The organism is Sediminibacillus sp. JSM 1682029 (genome assembly GCF_041366435.1).
Classification (GTDB): domain Bacteria; phylum Bacillota; class Bacilli; order Bacillales; family Amphibacillaceae; genus Sediminibacillus; species Sediminibacillus terrae.
In genome coordinates this window covers 205,256-219,931 of the sequence record NZ_JBEWYY010000003.1, presented here as the reverse complement: position 1 = coordinate 219,931, position 14,676 = coordinate 205,256, and the positions used below count along the sequence as shown (strand labels likewise).

At 46.2% G+C, this 14,676-nt stretch carries 10 protein-coding genes; 4 read left to right on the top strand and 6 right to left on the bottom strand.

From position 1 onward, the window contains the following. Positions 1–251: 251 nt before the first annotated feature. The 4 genes from ABVF09_RS07330 to ABVF09_RS07315 all read right to left on the bottom strand — a co-directional run bounded on the left by ABVF09_RS07330 (position 252) and on the right by ABVF09_RS07315 (position 5,457). Complete coding sequence (locus tag ABVF09_RS07330; RefSeq protein WP_153463862.1) at positions 252–1,919, bottom strand: PucR family transcriptional regulator; 1,668 nt, start codon at positions 1,917–1,919, stop codon at positions 252–254. Positions 1,920–2,020: 101 nt separating this feature from the next. After that, a complete protein-coding gene (locus ABVF09_RS07325; protein ID WP_026568785.1) occupies positions 2,021–2,350 on the bottom strand; it encodes a MerR family transcriptional regulator in 330 nt (109 codons plus the stop codon). Positions 2,351–2,972: 622 nt separating this feature from the next. Further along, positions 2,973–4,679, bottom strand: a complete 1,707-nt coding sequence (locus tag ABVF09_RS07320) for an ABC transporter ATP-binding protein (protein ID WP_371068891.1) — start codon at positions 4,677–4,679, stop codon at positions 2,973–2,975. A 136-nt stretch (positions 4,680–4,815) separates the two neighbouring features. Next, entirely contained in the window at positions 4,816–5,457 is a 642-nt protein-coding gene (locus ABVF09_RS07315) for a hypothetical protein (protein ID WP_371068890.1), read from the bottom strand. Between the two features lie 294 nt (positions 5,458–5,751). On the opposite strand from ABVF09_RS07315, the gene ABVF09_RS07310 reads away from it, so the two are divergent. Together ABVF09_RS07310 and ABVF09_RS07305 are read left to right on the top strand one after the other, a co-directional pair. Further along, the gene (locus tag ABVF09_RS07310; RefSeq protein WP_483314318.1) at positions 5,752–8,109 is read left to right on the top strand and encodes an immune inhibitor A domain-containing protein; all 2,358 of its coding nucleotides are present in this window, start codon (positions 5,752–5,754) and stop codon (positions 8,107–8,109) included. Positions 8,110–8,228: 119 nt separating this feature from the next. After that, positions 8,229–8,543, top strand: coding sequence for a HesB/YadR/YfhF family protein (locus ABVF09_RS07305; protein ID WP_026568789.1), 315 nt, complete (start codon positions 8,229–8,231; stop codon positions 8,541–8,543). A 327-nt stretch (positions 8,544–8,870) separates the two neighbouring features. Here ABVF09_RS07305 and ABVF09_RS07300 read toward each other — a convergent pair whose 3' ends face one another. Further along, the gene (locus ABVF09_RS07300) at positions 8,871–10,358 is read right to left on the bottom strand and encodes an amidase (RefSeq protein WP_371068889.1); all 1,488 of its coding nucleotides are present in this window, start codon (positions 10,356–10,358) and stop codon (positions 8,871–8,873) included. A 149-nt stretch (positions 10,359–10,507) separates the two neighbouring features. Here ABVF09_RS07300 and ABVF09_RS07295 point away from each other — a divergent pair, with 149 nt between their 5' ends. Further along, the gene (locus ABVF09_RS07295) at positions 10,508–11,233 is read left to right on the top strand and encodes a DUF421 domain-containing protein (protein ID WP_371068888.1); all 726 of its coding nucleotides are present in this window, start codon (positions 10,508–10,510) and stop codon (positions 11,231–11,233) included. Here ABVF09_RS07295 and ABVF09_RS07290 read toward each other — a convergent pair. Then, complete coding sequence (locus ABVF09_RS07290) at positions 11,223–12,143, bottom strand: DMT family transporter (protein WP_371068887.1); 921 nt, start codon at positions 12,141–12,143, stop codon at positions 11,223–11,225. The genes ABVF09_RS07295 and ABVF09_RS07290 overlap by 11 nt on opposite strands. 167 nt (positions 12,144–12,310) lie before the next feature. On the opposite strand from ABVF09_RS07290, the gene ABVF09_RS07285 reads away from it, so the two are divergent. Further along, positions 12,311–14,332 (top strand): methyl-accepting chemotaxis protein, encoded by a 2,022-nt coding sequence (locus tag ABVF09_RS07285; protein ID WP_081718026.1) that lies wholly within the window; start codon positions 12,311–12,313, stop codon positions 14,330–14,332. Positions 14,333–14,676 lie beyond the last annotated feature (344 nt).

The window sequence follows — 14,676 nt, the reverse complement described above, 5'->3', positions numbered from 1 at the left end:
GGAGAGGCCGACTGCGATATGCAGGATGTATGATGTTGGGGAACAGGACGTTATACAACTTTTTGGAAGAGCGGCAGACCTTCCGATCAAATAAGTTTTTTCCTTTTCATTTTGAGTTTTTATCGCCTCGATGAAGGGATTTTTTCCCGTTTCTCTTCCTTCACTGTGGATTCCTTTGACCCGAGACAGAGATGATATTTCAAAATGCCCTTTTAACCCATGAAAAAACCTTCCATCCTGGAAGGCATTGTTCACTCTATTTTTTGCATCATCCAAAGCCGTACACTCAGCTCCAGCAGGAACAAATCATCCGGATCAACAAGCGAAAGTTGTGTCAGGGATTCGATATTGCGCAGGCGGTGCAGCAAGGACTGCCTGTGTAGGTTCAAAGAACGGGCGGTCTGACTGACATTGCCCTTATGCTGATTGTAAGCGAGAAAAGTCCGGATTAAATCGGTCTTTCGTTTTTTATCGTATTCGATTAATGGGGAAACGGTTTGGCTGACTATTTCCACGATCGCTTCATCGCCTGCAAAATTCATTAACAAACGGTTGATTTTCGTATCTTCAAAAAAAGTCCTGCCACCAGGTCCATGTTGTTTTCTCCCGATTTCCAGCGCCGTTTTTGCCTCCTGATAGCTCTCTTTAAAACAAGCAATCCCGTTGTCATGTTTACCTGCTCCCCAGGAAATGGCAAGAATCGGCAAGAAAGCATACAATCGTCTTTCCACAATGTCGAGAAATTGATTGGCCGCTTTATAATACAGGTTTTCACTGTCCTCCAGGTAAATGATCACTTCCCCGTCCTCAAAGGTCGCCATCGTCCTTCTGTTCAATACGGCACCCGCATTGGTGATCTCTTTTTGCAGATTGAAATTGAGGCTTTGGAGCGAAGAGTTGTCCGGATTGTCATTCCGGAAATCGACTTGGTTTTTGTAGGATATTTTTCCGACGAGACAAGTGTATGGAAGGGATAAGTCGTAACCAAGCAAACCCGCTTTTGCAGACTGGGACCCTGTTGGCTGCTCGCTTTTGACCAAATCGAGCACATAGGTATCCTTTAAACGGATCTCTGCCATTTCCACCGCATTTTCTTTGGCGAAATGCAGGGCAAAAGCAGTAAGTGCATGTTCGAGCACATTCATCAGGAACCAGGTTAAAGGTTGGCCTGTTTCGGGCTGGAACAAAAGATACCCTTGGATTTTATGATTGTTCTGGATGGAAAGTCGGTAGCAAGGGCGGCCCTGAAGAAAACCCGGCTCCATATAGTGATAAAGTGGGTGGTCATCAACGATACCGTTCGAGGCAGGAAAACGGCTTTGCTGATTGGAAACACCGATTTCAAACAACGCAGCTTCCGCCTCATCGAAACAAGAGTGACAGCGGATATCACCAGCCTCGTTTTGGACGGCAACCGGCATTTGGATATGCCGATACACAAGATCCGTTATATCAGTCAGCCCTTTGTCGTGCAGGACACTGCTGATAAGCTGCTTACGAACTTCTTCCGCCTGGTTTCTTTGTCCTTGTTTATCCTTGTTGATTTCCTGCAATACACTTTGCAGGATATCTCCGAAGCGGACTTCCCATGGCATTTCCACGATGATAAACTGGTGTTCCGCAGCAAGAGAAATAATCCTGTCTGGTATATTGAATACATAGCGCCCCGTGGCAATTCCCAATAGAGAAGCGCCGGATTTGATAACGTCGAGTACAAATTGCTCGAGCCTTTCCGGGTGTTCCTCACACCCAATGCCGGTGCTTAAGACAAATTCATTTTTACGGACAAAATTCTCCACCGGGCCTTCAATCACCGAGACCCATTCGACTTGCTTCCCATCAAGCAATTCTTTCCCCGTTTTTACTGCCGAGGTTTCCATCACCGGCAAGTGGACAATGTCATTCGCTGTCAAACCCATCGAATCACCCCGCCTTAAAGAATCAATCAAAAAATGAACCTGTTATTAAAATATTCTGTTAATAATGATTCTATTATGACGGTTTGATTCTGGCAATTCCCTCAGCCATCTTTTTGCACGCCGAAGCGGGCATTGATTTGACCGCGCATCAGTTCTTTGCGGATTTTTTTGTCCTCCTCCTTCCGTTTTTCTTTTAACATCTCCTGCCTGATTTCAAAAGTTTGGACGCCCTCTTCCCGCTTGTTTGCAATATCGATCAACTGCTCCACATCCGTAAAGGAATACTTTCTATTCCCGCGATGGGTGCGTTCAGGAAATATCAGTTTCCGTTCTTCATAGTAGCGAATCTGCCTTTCAGACAAACCGGTCAGTTCGCTGACAACGCCTATGGTGATTACTTTTCTTTCCTTATAAGATGTGTCCTGTTCCATTTACTCACCACCGCTAGTTAGATTCGTCAACATCTTATTCCTGATTATACATGGCTGTCAAAAGCATTCCTATGTTTATGTAAGATAATCTGACAATAGAAAACGGATATGTGAATAAACTTGACATGAAGGCCGGCATTTTTTCTTATCTATTAGGATGTCGGAGTATAATTTCATGTTACTTGCAAGACTGTACTTCCAGATTTCATGCAAAAAACTCGGACCTTTGCGATTAGAGGACCGAGTTTCAATAGTTAATTATATAATATTCTATTTCATTAAAAACCATATAATGAAAAGTATAACAGCTACGACCAGCCAAATAATGGTTTGCTTCATAATATACCCCCTCTCTCTACATCTTTAGATTTATAAACCATTATAAAGAGTGGATGCATAGCTGGTTTGCGAGTAATTCTACATGAACGAAGGCAAGGTACGCAGACTCCTGCGGGATGAGCGCGAGCTGAAGCCGCGCCCGCGGAAAGCGAAGTACCTTGCCGGAGTGGGCGTTGCTCTTTTTAAAAGGGAAGGTTAGAACGGTTTACTTTTTATAACTCAAAAACCGGGCGAATTAGTTTTGACCACGATCCATTTGTCCCTGCCTCTTCCATTCTACTATTCAACCATGCTTGTTCAGACCGGCAAACACGCCGCCTTTGTCCATCAACTCCTGATGGGTTCCTTCTTCTTCGATTCCATTTTCCGTGACGACGACAATCCGGTCGGCATTGCGGATCGTTGCCAGGCGGTGCGCAATGATCAACGTCGTTCTATCTTCAGCAAGTTCATTCAACGCCTGCTGGATGATCAGCTCTGTTTCCGTATCCAAAGCAGAAGTTGCCTCATCCAATATTAAAATCGGAGGATTTTTCAAAAACATTCTGGCGATTGCTATCCGCTGTTTCTGTCCTCCGGATAGCTTTAAGCCTCTCTCCCCAACAGGTGTTTCATAACCCAACGGCAAGGATTCGATAAAAGTCTGCAAATGGGCTTTTCGTGCCGCCTCTTCGATTTCCTCGTCACTGGCATCAAGCTTGCCATAAGCGATGTTTTCTTTTAAGGTGCCGGTAAACAAAAACACATCCTGTTGAACGATGCCGATCTGGTCACGCAGCGATTGTTTGCGCAGTTCCCGGATATCCATGTCATCCACGGTGATTCTTCCCTCATCCACATCGTAAAATCTTGGAATCAATGAACATATCGTTGTTTTACCCGCTCCGGAAGGACCGACAAAAGCCACTGTTTGCCCCGCCGGAATTGTTAAATCGATATGAGTCAAAACTTGCTTGGAATGCTCATAGCTGAAAGAAACATCCTCAAATCGGATATTCCCTTTCAATCCACTGATTCTTTTCGCATCCGGCTTGTCTTGCACCTCAGGTATGGTATCGATTAAATCGATAAACCGTTTGAAGCCCGCCATTCCCTTCGGATAGAGCTCCATCAGCGCGCTCACTTTATCAATCGGCTTGAACAATACATTGACGTACAGGACGAATCCCACCAGCTGACCATAGGATAGTTCCCCGGTAAAACTGAGCCAAGCGCCGACGACCAGAACAATCAGCGTGATAAATCTGGTCATCATGTAAATTCCGGACGTTCCGTAGGACATCACTTTATAGGAACGCAGCTTCGCCTTCCGGAAGTTTTGATTATCCTTTTGAAACCGGCTGATTTCATAATCCTCATTGGTAAAGGATTGGACGACCCGCACACCGGAAACACTGTCCTCAACCCTGGCATTGACCTCCGCGATTTCCTTGTACATCTTTCTCCAGGCATCGTTCATTTTAAAATTGCAGTAGGAAATCAGCCAGACCAAGAACGGAACAATGATCAAAATGATGACAGCCAGCTTCATATTGACCGTAAACATGATGATAAAGGCGCCCGTGAATGTCATGATCGAAATAAACAGATCTTCGGGACCGTGATGGGCAAGCTCCCCGATATCGAATAAGTCATTGGTGACACGGCTCATGATATGGCCTGTTTTGGTATTGTCGAAAAAACGGAACGATTGCTTTTGCACATGCTGAAACAGCTGGCGCCGCATATCGGTTTCGATATTGATGCCCAGCTTGTGTCCCCAGTAATTGACAATATATTGCAAAAAGGTACTTAACACATATAACGCAAACAACCCGAAGCTGACCCAGGCAATGGCATTCCAATTATGGGTCGGGAGCAATTTATCGACGAACCTTTGGACTGCCAGCGGAAATGCCAGCTCCAACAAGGCCACAATAATGGCACAGGTGAAATCTATGATAAATAACCTTCGGTGTGGTAGATAATAAGAGAAAAAACGAGAAATCACGTATAGCACTTCCTTTAATTCGACAAGTCTATACGGATTATATGCTTTTACAGGGCTTTAGGCAAGGAAGATATAGTAACAAAAGAAGCAAAATCTTTTTCAGGAAAAGGCCGGGATCCATCCCTTGCCTTCACCATTATGGTAAAACTGTTTGGTTATGATTGTCCCACGCATTATGTTTTCTATCTAACTTATAGAAAATAGCATCAAGCTCTTGGAGGACCTCTTCTTTTTCTGATGCCTCATCGCTTTCTTCGTATCTATCGAGAAGCTCCAATGCTCCGGTCATATCATCTTCCGCGTACCCAAATCCTCTGATGGTGTGTATTTCCTTACGGACGATAGATGTTACAAACTCTCCCTCGGCCTTTTCATCTGCCAACCCTTTCACACCAATATCCCCGTTCCGCAGATTGTCAATGGATTGGTGAGCGCTGTGTATCGCCATTCCTGGTTCGTTATTGATGGATACAACGTTGTTTTCTATGTCAACCTTTTTGTCAGCTGTGCTTCGTCCGAAATGGTTTTCTTTGGTAAGTTGTTCCTTATCCACTTGCACTGGCAGCGGAATATCTTCCCCCGTTTCCGTCATTGCTGCCGACTCTGCCTTTGGTTTCCCGCGGTTTGATTGATTCTCCATATCCGAGCCATGAAAGACCCTTTCTGTTACAGATCTATACTCTAAATAATCAAAAATCTCTATACTCATTATACCCAGTGTGCCAAAGCCACCTACAATAAGCACTGCGCAAGCCCACTTCATCACTCTGTTCAGCATACAATCCCCTTTCTAACATACTCTATAAAAAAGCTTATCGAAATAGTTTTTCTACTACAACCATATCATGGAATTTTTATCCTTCACATCGAGAGAACCTCCTATATCTCCCATTTTTCAAAACTGCTGCCTTTCTATGAAAGAACACACTACCATTTACCCATTCCCGTCCTGGTATTCCGGGTAGATACTACCATTTTCTTGAAATCATACGGTTATATATAGCAATCTATTAGAATTATATGGTATTTTATACTATGTAAATATTCAGAAAATTCAGGGGAGGGAAGTTTTTTGAACAAACAAAAAATAGTTTCAACTGCTATGGCGGTGGCTCTGGGTTTAGGCACCTTGACTGCAGGGGCTTTATCACCGGTCCAAAAAGCACAAGCAGAGACATTGAGTACCAAGATTCCCACGGCTCAAGTCGGCTCGCCGACAGATTTGGGAATAGCCAACGATGAAAAGCTGATCGAGATGTTGAAAGAAGAGGGGAAAATTGCTGCGGATGCAACAGCTGAAGAGGCCCAGGAAGTTCTTAACCGTTACTTGAAGGCTAAAGCAAAAGGTGCTCCTAAAGAGGAAACTCCTGATCAGGAAGTAAACAAGAAGAATATCTTGAATGAAAATAAAAGCAATAACGCATTGACGAATGGAAAAGGAAACAAACTCGGCATAGCCAAGAAGAATAAAGTCGGCAGCGTCGACGAAGAATCGTATGACGGCTCTGTCCGGGAAGACAAAGTATTGGTTCTGGCCATCGATTTTCCGGATTATGAAAAAAGTTCGATCACGGAAGATGAAACAGATATGTTCTATGAAAATTATACCCATGATCACTTCCAAGACATGATTTTTGGAGAAAATGGCTATGAAGGTCCGAACGGAGAAAACCTCGTGTCCATGAAGCAATATTATGAACAGCAGTCCGGCGGAAGTTATACCGTGGACGGAACGGTCGCCGGCTGGTACACAGCCGATCATGAAGCAGCTTACTATGGCGGAAACTACCCGACTCCAGATGGCAGTGATGCACGTCCACGTGAATTGGTGTACGAAGCATTGAGCAAGGCTGCGGAAGATCCTAACGTTGATTTGTCAGAGTACGATCAATGGGATCGCGATGACTATGACGGAGACGGCGTCTACGATGAACCAGACGGAATTATCGACCATTTGATGGTCATCCATGCCGGTGTCGGTGAAGAGGCTGGCGGAGGCAACCTGAGAGCCGATGCTATCTGGTCGCATCGCTGGAATCTTGGCAACCTGGTCGCCGTACCTGGCGCAAGCTCGGACAGCCCTCGTTTTGGCGGACAACTGGCAGCCTATGATTATACCATCGAACCAGAAGATGGAGCTGCAGGCGTATTCGCACACGAATACGGCCATGATCTTGGTTTGCCGGATGAATATGATACCCAATATACCGGAGCAGGAGAACCTGTTTCTTACTGGTCGATCATGTCGAGCGGCAGCTGGGCAGGTGACGTGCCAGGTACGGAACCTAGTGGTTTCAGTCCTTATGCAAAAGAATACTTGCAAGCAGAACATGGCGGGAACTGGCTGAGCGGAACGACCTTGAATGCGGATGATATCACCAGCAATGGGACAAGCATCCTGCTCGATGAAGGAGTTACAAAAGGGACAAACAACGATGCCGTAAGAATCAATCTTCCCGATAAGGAAACCGAAGTGAACCAGCCTTTCAGCGGCCAATATGAGTATTTCAGCGGCAGCGGCAACAATTTGAATAATTCCATGTCTCTGACTGTCGACTTAACCGGGGCATCCAGTGCGGAACTGAACTTCAAAGCATGGTATAACATTGAAACTGATTGGGATTACGCCTCTGTAAAAGTGAACGGTGAATCGATTGAAGGAAATCTCACCACCACCGAAGATCCAAACGGACAAAACCCTGGACACGGTATTACCGGAAATTCCGATGGATGGGTGGACGCCAGCTTTGATTTGTCCAGCTATGCCGGACAGGAAGTGGAACTGGAATTGAACTACTGGACAGACGTCGCAGTGGCACAGCCTGGTCTCTACGTGGATGACATAACGGTTACTGCAGATGGAACTGCTGTCGTTGAAGACGATGCGGAAAGTGACTCTCCTTTTGCATTCGATGGATTCGTGAAGGATGAAGGAAAGTTCTATTCAGAAAATTATTATCTGCTCGAGTGGAGATCCCACAACGGAGTGGACGAAGGATTGGCCCATATCCGCCGAGGTGCAAGCTTGATGAGCTTCGATGAAGGACTGATGGTATGGTATGTCGATAATTCCTATAGCGAAAACTGGACCGGCATACATCCCGGCGAAGGATTCCTTGGTGTAGTCGACGCCGACCAGCACACGAATTATTGGAGTGACGGCACAGTGGCCGATACACGCTATCAATTGAACGACGCCGCATTCAGCCTGCACAAATCAAGCAAAATGTTCCTTGATTATACCGAAACACTCGGCGTCACGTTGACAGACAACCATACGAAACGCCGACCATTGTTCGATGACAGTGTGGATTACAGCAATCCAGAATTGCCTGATGCAGGACGCATTGTACCTACAGAAGGCCTGAAATTCCGCATTATAGGAGAAAGTGATGACGGAACAGTAGGAAACGTGTTGATTTACAAGTAATGAATAGAAAAGCCGGCTGCAGAGCCGGCTTTTTTGTGTCTATTTTTTGTCGTACCATTGCGAATATAGTGAAGACAGGGGTTTTTTTGATATAGTAAAGGGGACAAGGAGGCACAAACATGATTTCCATAACTCAACCTGCAGCAAAATGGTACATAAATGAACTGGATCTATCAGAAGGAGATGCGGTCCGATTTTATGCAAGATACGGCGGGCACGGCGGCTTGCACAGAGGTTTTTCTCTCGGACTTGCAATCGAGCGGCCGAAGAATCCGTTTTTTCACACAGAAGCGTCAGGCATTAGTTTCTTTGTGGAGGAATCGGATGCCTGGTATTTTGAAGGATACGATTTCCATATTAAATATAAACGTAAGTACGATGAAATCGAGTTTTCGTTCGAACCAAAAGAAAACGCCAATTCAAACGATTCGTGAGCAGTTAATAATTGCCTCAGCGGCAAGTGAAAAGCTATTTTCAATAAGGAGTTTTTTCCGTGACCGTTTCCTATTCCGTTTCTCGTGAAACAGCTGCAGAAAAACCTCACCAGACAAAAAAGCACCGCCTGATGACGGTGCTTTTCTTCATTATCTCCCACTAATATCGACCCGCATTGCGGCGGCTGTTTCTGAACTTCCGGATGAGAGGGTACACCATCGGCCCCCACTTAATCAATCTCTTAATCCATTTTCCCATATTCGGATCCTCCTTTGTTGAAGGTAAATTCCCTTTTTTCTACGGATCCTAAACGAGAAAATATATTATCAACAATTGATTGCAGCCGCTTTCGTATCCAGCCAAAAATCCGATTTTTCCAGTTGAGCGGCCAGTTGCAGTAAATTAACTTCCCATCCTTTCCGGGCGATGAACTGGACCCCCATCGGCAGTCCGCTGTCAGACAGATGCACAGGTACTGTCATCGCCGGCTGTCCGGTCAAATTGGCCAACTGTGTATGGGGTGTGTACGTCAAGCTTGGTTCGAACATTTCGTACACCATCTCCTGCTGTCTGCGTTTGCTGACGCTATCCACCTTCAACAATTGCTCTATTTCTTCTGCAGCATGGGTAAGTTCCCCGTTTTCCGGTGCGGGATGTGCATTGGCCGGTGTGATATAAAAATCGTATGTTTTGTGAAAATCAGCCATAGTTGCTGCTGCTGCATCCCACTCGGCAAGACTGCGGGAATATTCAGCCGCCGTCACGTTCTGACCGGCCCGGTACAACACCCAGGAGACGATCTCCATATCATCGAAAGTCATCGGCCTGTCCAACGCTCTCTCCATACCTGCCATCATGGCAGAAATTTCTCCGCTGTTCATGATATAGTAATTTTCCATCAGCCTTATCCCGTCGATGGGAGCTTCCGCTTCTTCGACTTCATGACCGTGTTCCTCCAACCAGCTCACCACCTTATGTACAGCAGTCTCTGCATCTTTACTCACGGGGGTTCCCACCGGCGAAGCTGTGGTATAAGCTATTCGGTACTTTTTCTTTAAAGGCTTTTGCATGTCGCTCAGATAATTGCCATCATACAGTGGTATATGAAATGCCGCTTCCTGCTGAAAGGTCTGCAGCAGATCCAACAATGCCGCACTGTCCCGGACAGATCTGGTCAACGCAAAATCAATCGATGCTCCTTGCCACTGCCGTCCGTTCCCCGGACCGACCGGAGTCCTCCCTCTTGTCGGTTTTAAACCGAATAAACCGGTAAAAGAAGCGGGAATTCTGATAGAACCGCCACCGTCACTCGCACCGGCTGCAGGCACAACACCGGATGCGACAGCCGCTGCCGACCCGCCGCTCGATCCACCCGATGAATGGTTCAAATTCCACGGATTCTTTGTCGCTCCATATATCTCTGGCTCGGATATATTTTTCAGTCCAAATTCAGGTGTGTTGGTTTGTCCGATAAATAAAAAACCGGCTTTGCGCAGGCGCGCCACTAAATTGGAATCTCTTTTTGCCATATTGTTGCGCAATAAACGAGAGCCGGCCGTCAAAGGTTCTCCCTCCATTGCCTGGGAAATATCCTTCAATGCGATGGGCACTCCGGCAAAGGGCTGGGAGTCTATATCAAGTTGTTCCGCTTCTTTGAAAACCTTGTCTTCACGAGAGCGAATCACGGCATTGAGTGCGGGATTCACAGCTTCCAACCGTCGAAAAGCAGCCTCCAGAAGTTCCTGCGGCTTCGCTTGTTTTTGTTTTACCAGTTCAGCCAACCCGACTGCATCGTATTGATTATATGTATCCATGCTTTTCCCTCCTGCTTTCGGTTATCCTTCTATTTTGCATTACCTGGCTTGATAGATAAAGCCAAACCATTCTACTTTCCTGTATAAAGAAAAGATAAGCAAGCCATTTTAAATACGAACTAATCTTACCGAAAAGGTGTGAACGATTCATGGCCGATTTTTTAAAGGATGTCTTGCTCGTCCTGTTCCGAATAGCCACTATCCTGCCGTTATTATTGATCATCACCTTGTTCATGGGAAAACGGGCCATCGGGGAGCTGCCCGTATTCGACTTTTTAATCGTGTTGACCATCGGAGCAGTGGTCGGCGCAGATATCGCCGATCCCGGTATCGAGCATTTGCCCACTGTTGTAGCAATTCTCGGAATTGCAGTACTTCAACGTCTGGTAGCCAGTTGGAAATTGTCGAGTCGCAAATTCGGTAAACTGGTGACTTTTGAACCGACCATCGTCATCCAGAACGGAAAGCTGTTAAGAGGAAACTTGAAGAAAATCCACTATTCCATCGATAACGTCCTGCAGATGCTCCGGGAAAAAAATGTGTTTGATATATCGGAAGTAGAGACAGGTGTGATAGAGGCAAACGGTTCCCTGAGTGTATTGAAAAAACCGAGTAAAAACACTGTCACGCGGGAAGACATGGGTCTCCCACAGCAAACAGCCACTATTGCTTATCCCGTCATCATGGAGGGAAAGATTTATCATTCCGTTTTGAAAAAATTCGACGTCGATCAAGACTGGCTGCTAAGGCAACTAACCGCACAAAACATTTCCGGATCGGAGTCGGTTTTTCTGGCCACCATCAACCAGCAATTGCAGCTGCACATATCATTGAAAGATGAGACAACAATCGATTTGCCGCCAATCATTCACTAGTTTTTACAAATGTTTTTGCATTACCCTCCCTGTTTTCAGGCTGCTTTTTCCCACTTGTCAAAACAACCATGCCACTCAACAGAACGAGCATGCCAAACCAGGAAAAAGCAGTCAGGGTTTCTCCGACCAAAAACACACCAAGCACAGCAGCCGTAAGCGGTTCTGCCAGGGACAACGTGACAGCTGTGGACGAGTGCACTCTCCGGAGCCCGAGGGAAAACAAAAGATAAGCTGCACTGGTTGCAGCCACACCGAGGTGCAAACTGACGGCTATCCCCTGCCACCGCCCGAGCCAAGACGTATCATACCAAAAAAGCAACGGAGCCAACAAGAGTGCACTACCAGTGAAAACAAGCGCCGTTACAGACAACGCAGATCGGTTTTCCATCAGCTGCTTGCTCGTCAAAGAGTAGACAGCAAAGGACAAGCCCGCACCAAGTGCAAACAGTACTCCCAGCGGCCGGACAGTCACCGTTCCGGAGTTAACAAACAGCATGATACATCCCGCCACTGCCAACAGCGTAGCAATTCCCCATCGGACCGTCTGTTTTTTTCGGTAAAAAACCACTTCCAAAATCCCGGCCAATATAGGTGCACTGCCTATTGCCGTCACTGTTCCCACGGCTACGCCGGTCATCGTCACCGCAGAAAAGAACAGCGGCTGATAACAAGCCATGCTGATCACGGCAGGCAGCGCCTGCTTCCACGAAAATCCCCGAAGGGAGCTGGCCTTCCAATCAAATAACAACAATAACAGGAGAAGTGTTGTACCTCCTACAGCAAGCCGGATCGTTCCCACCGCCACTGGGTGTGCCGTTTCCGGGGCGAAGGTCTGCGCTGTCCCGGTCGTCCCCCACAGTACTGCCCCGCATATGACAAGCAGGAATGGCATCCTCTCTCTCATGATCATCAAGCACCCCTTCTATGCATGAATCTATAATTTTCTTTCTAATTAGTATAAATAATTATGAATATTATGACGATAAAAAAGGTAGAACCGCTGCTTTGTACCTATAAGAAAGTAGCTGTTTGCATGAAAAGAGCGGACCAGATACTAACAACAACGGGGGTATTTCAATGACAACCAAAACAAAAAAAGAAAAAGGAAAGGGTCGCTTTTTCTCTAAATCATTGCAGCGGCAGATCCTGATTCCGCTGATCACCTTGATATTGGCTGCCGGGGGTGCAATCGGCTATATCAGCTATACTTTCAGCGCATCCTTGACGACGGATGAATTGACCAACAGTATCGAAAGCCAGACAAATGTGTTGAACGAATCCTTTGAAACGTTTTTTCAGGGCCAAGAACAAGTCATCAACCATTATGTCGAACAAAATGAATTGACGCATTTCGACGAACAGCGAAGTGACTTGATGGAAACCTTGACGAATATTTCTTCTTCCGATGAAGCGATACAGACTGCTTACCTTGGCACCGAAAAAGAAGGGGAAATGCTTACTGCTCCAGCATTGGACCTGCCGGATGATTATGATCCCAGGACACGTCCCTGGTACCAGGAAGCAACCGAAAACATCGGCGAGGTTATTTGGACAGAGCCATATATTGATGCCGAAACCGGCGAATTGATTGTCAGTGCGGCAAAAGCAGTGGAAGCTGGTACGGGAGCCGTCGGCGTACTATCAATCGATATCAATATGCAATCCGTCCTTGATATGATAAGCACCGTGGAAATCGGAGACTCCGGCTATGCAGCGATCATGGACAAATCCGGAAAGTTCGTCGTACATCCGGATGAAGCGTATATCGGTGAAGATATGTCTGGGGAATCCTTTTATCAACAGATCATCGAGCAAAACAAACGTTCCGGCGCAGTTGATTTCACATGGGACGGCGGGGATAAAACAGCAGGATACACCTTGAATGACCGTTTGAACTGGATCATTCTCGGGACAGTGGACAAGGCTGAACTGGCGAAGAAATCCCAGCCTATCCTCATACCGATCGCCATCAGCATCTTTGTAGTCTTATTGCTTTCCACGCTCCTTACGTGGATCATCGCCGGTCGAATTACCCGTCCAATAAAAACCTTACGGGAAAAAATGAAGACCGTCGAGGAGGGTGACTTATCCGTAGAACTTACTCATGATAGCACCAATGAAATCGGACAGCTTTCCCAATCAATCAATGAGATGAAAGAGAGCCTCCGTTCGATTATCCGCAACGTGACAGAAGCCACCACGGCGGTTTCCGGTCAAAGCTCCCAGTTGAACCGATCAGCAGAAGAAGTGAAAGAAGGAAGCCAGCAAATCGCTTCGACCATGCAGGAATTGACCTCGGGAGCTGAAACACAGGCCAACAGTTCTACCGAATTATCGGAAATGATGACGGATTTCATGGCCAAAATCAACCAAGCTCATGAAAATGGCGAGCAAATCGCCGGTACATCTGATGATGTCTTGCAGATGACGCAAAACGGAAGCTCTATGATGGAAAAATCGGTAAGCCAGATGAAAAACATCGAAGGCATCGTCAAAGATGCAGTATCAAAAGTACAAGGACTGGACGCTCAGTCACAGCAAATATCCAAGCTGATCAATGTAATCAACGATATTGCAGAACAAACCAACCTGTTGTCACTGAACGCAGCAATCGAGGCCGCGCGTGCCGGGGAACACGGCAAAGGATTTGCTGTCGTGGCCAACGAAGTGCGCAAGCTGGCAGAACAAGTCTCCAACTCTGTAGGCGACATTACGGATATAGTCGGAAATATCCAGCATGAATCCAGCAGCGTAGCAGCCTCGTTGGAATCGGGATATAAAGAAGTCGAAGAAGGTTCCCGTCAAATCGGTGCTACTGGAGAAACATTTGGCGACATCGACCAATCTGTCAGAAATATGGTGGAAAGAATCCAGGATATTTCCGCAAACCTTCGCGATATCGCCGAAAACAGCAACAGCATGAATGAATCGATCCAGGAAATCGCAGCAGTGTCAGAAGAATCGGCAGCAGGCATCGAGCAAGTTTCCGCTTCTGCCCAGCAATCCACCAGCGCGATGGAGGAGGTTTCCGGAAACGCCGGGGAACTTTCCCGCCTTGCAGAGGAATTGAAGGAGCAGACAGCGAAATATAAGGCGTGAAAATGGGGAAAACGTGAAGATTTTTATACCTTCACGTTTTTTTCTTTACCTGACCCTTTATGGAAGGATAAGTATTGTCTCGTATAAAAATAAAACCTAAAGCGGAATGGTACTGTGTTAATCTATAGAAGAAGGTACTGCTTTTAAGATTAGCAGAACAAATCGTTTAAGCTAAACTGTCCTTTCATGAAAAGCAAAGAAAACAAAATCCCACTGTTCTCCGTTTTGATGTAGAGTCATTAACTACTGCAGTAAAAAAGTTAGAGAACCGTGGCGCTGTATTCTTGAATAGGACTTTACAATTTGATTAGGTACTATTGCCGTTTTACTGGACCCTGATGGAA

Coding starts and splice junctions, on each gene's coding strand:
- ABVF09_RS07305 (WP_026568789.1), top strand. CDS start 8,229: ATGATTTCCATAACTCAACCTGCAGCAAAATGGTACATAAATGAACTG.
- ABVF09_RS07315 (WP_371068890.1), bottom strand. CDS start 5,457: ATGCTGAACAGAGTGATGAAGTGGGCTTGCGCAGTGCTTATTGTAGGT.
- ABVF09_RS07300 (WP_371068889.1), bottom strand. CDS start 10,358: ATGGATACATATAATCAATACGATGCAGTCGGGTTGGCTGAACTGGTA.
- ABVF09_RS07330 (WP_153463862.1), bottom strand. CDS start 1,919: ATGGGTTTGACAGCGAATGACATTGTCCACTTGCCGGTGATGGAAACC.
- ABVF09_RS07325 (WP_026568785.1), bottom strand. CDS start 2,350: ATGGAACAGGACACATCTTATAAGGAAAGAAAAGTAATCACCATAGGC.
- ABVF09_RS07290 (WP_371068887.1), bottom strand. CDS start 12,143: ATGATCATGAGAGAGAGGATGCCATTCCTGCTTGTCATATGCGGGGCA.
- ABVF09_RS07285 (WP_081718026.1), top strand. CDS start 12,311: ATGACAACCAAAACAAAAAAAGAAAAAGGAAAGGGTCGCTTTTTCTCT.
- ABVF09_RS07295 (WP_371068888.1), top strand. CDS start 10,508: ATGGCCGATTTTTTAAAGGATGTCTTGCTCGTCCTGTTCCGAATAGCC.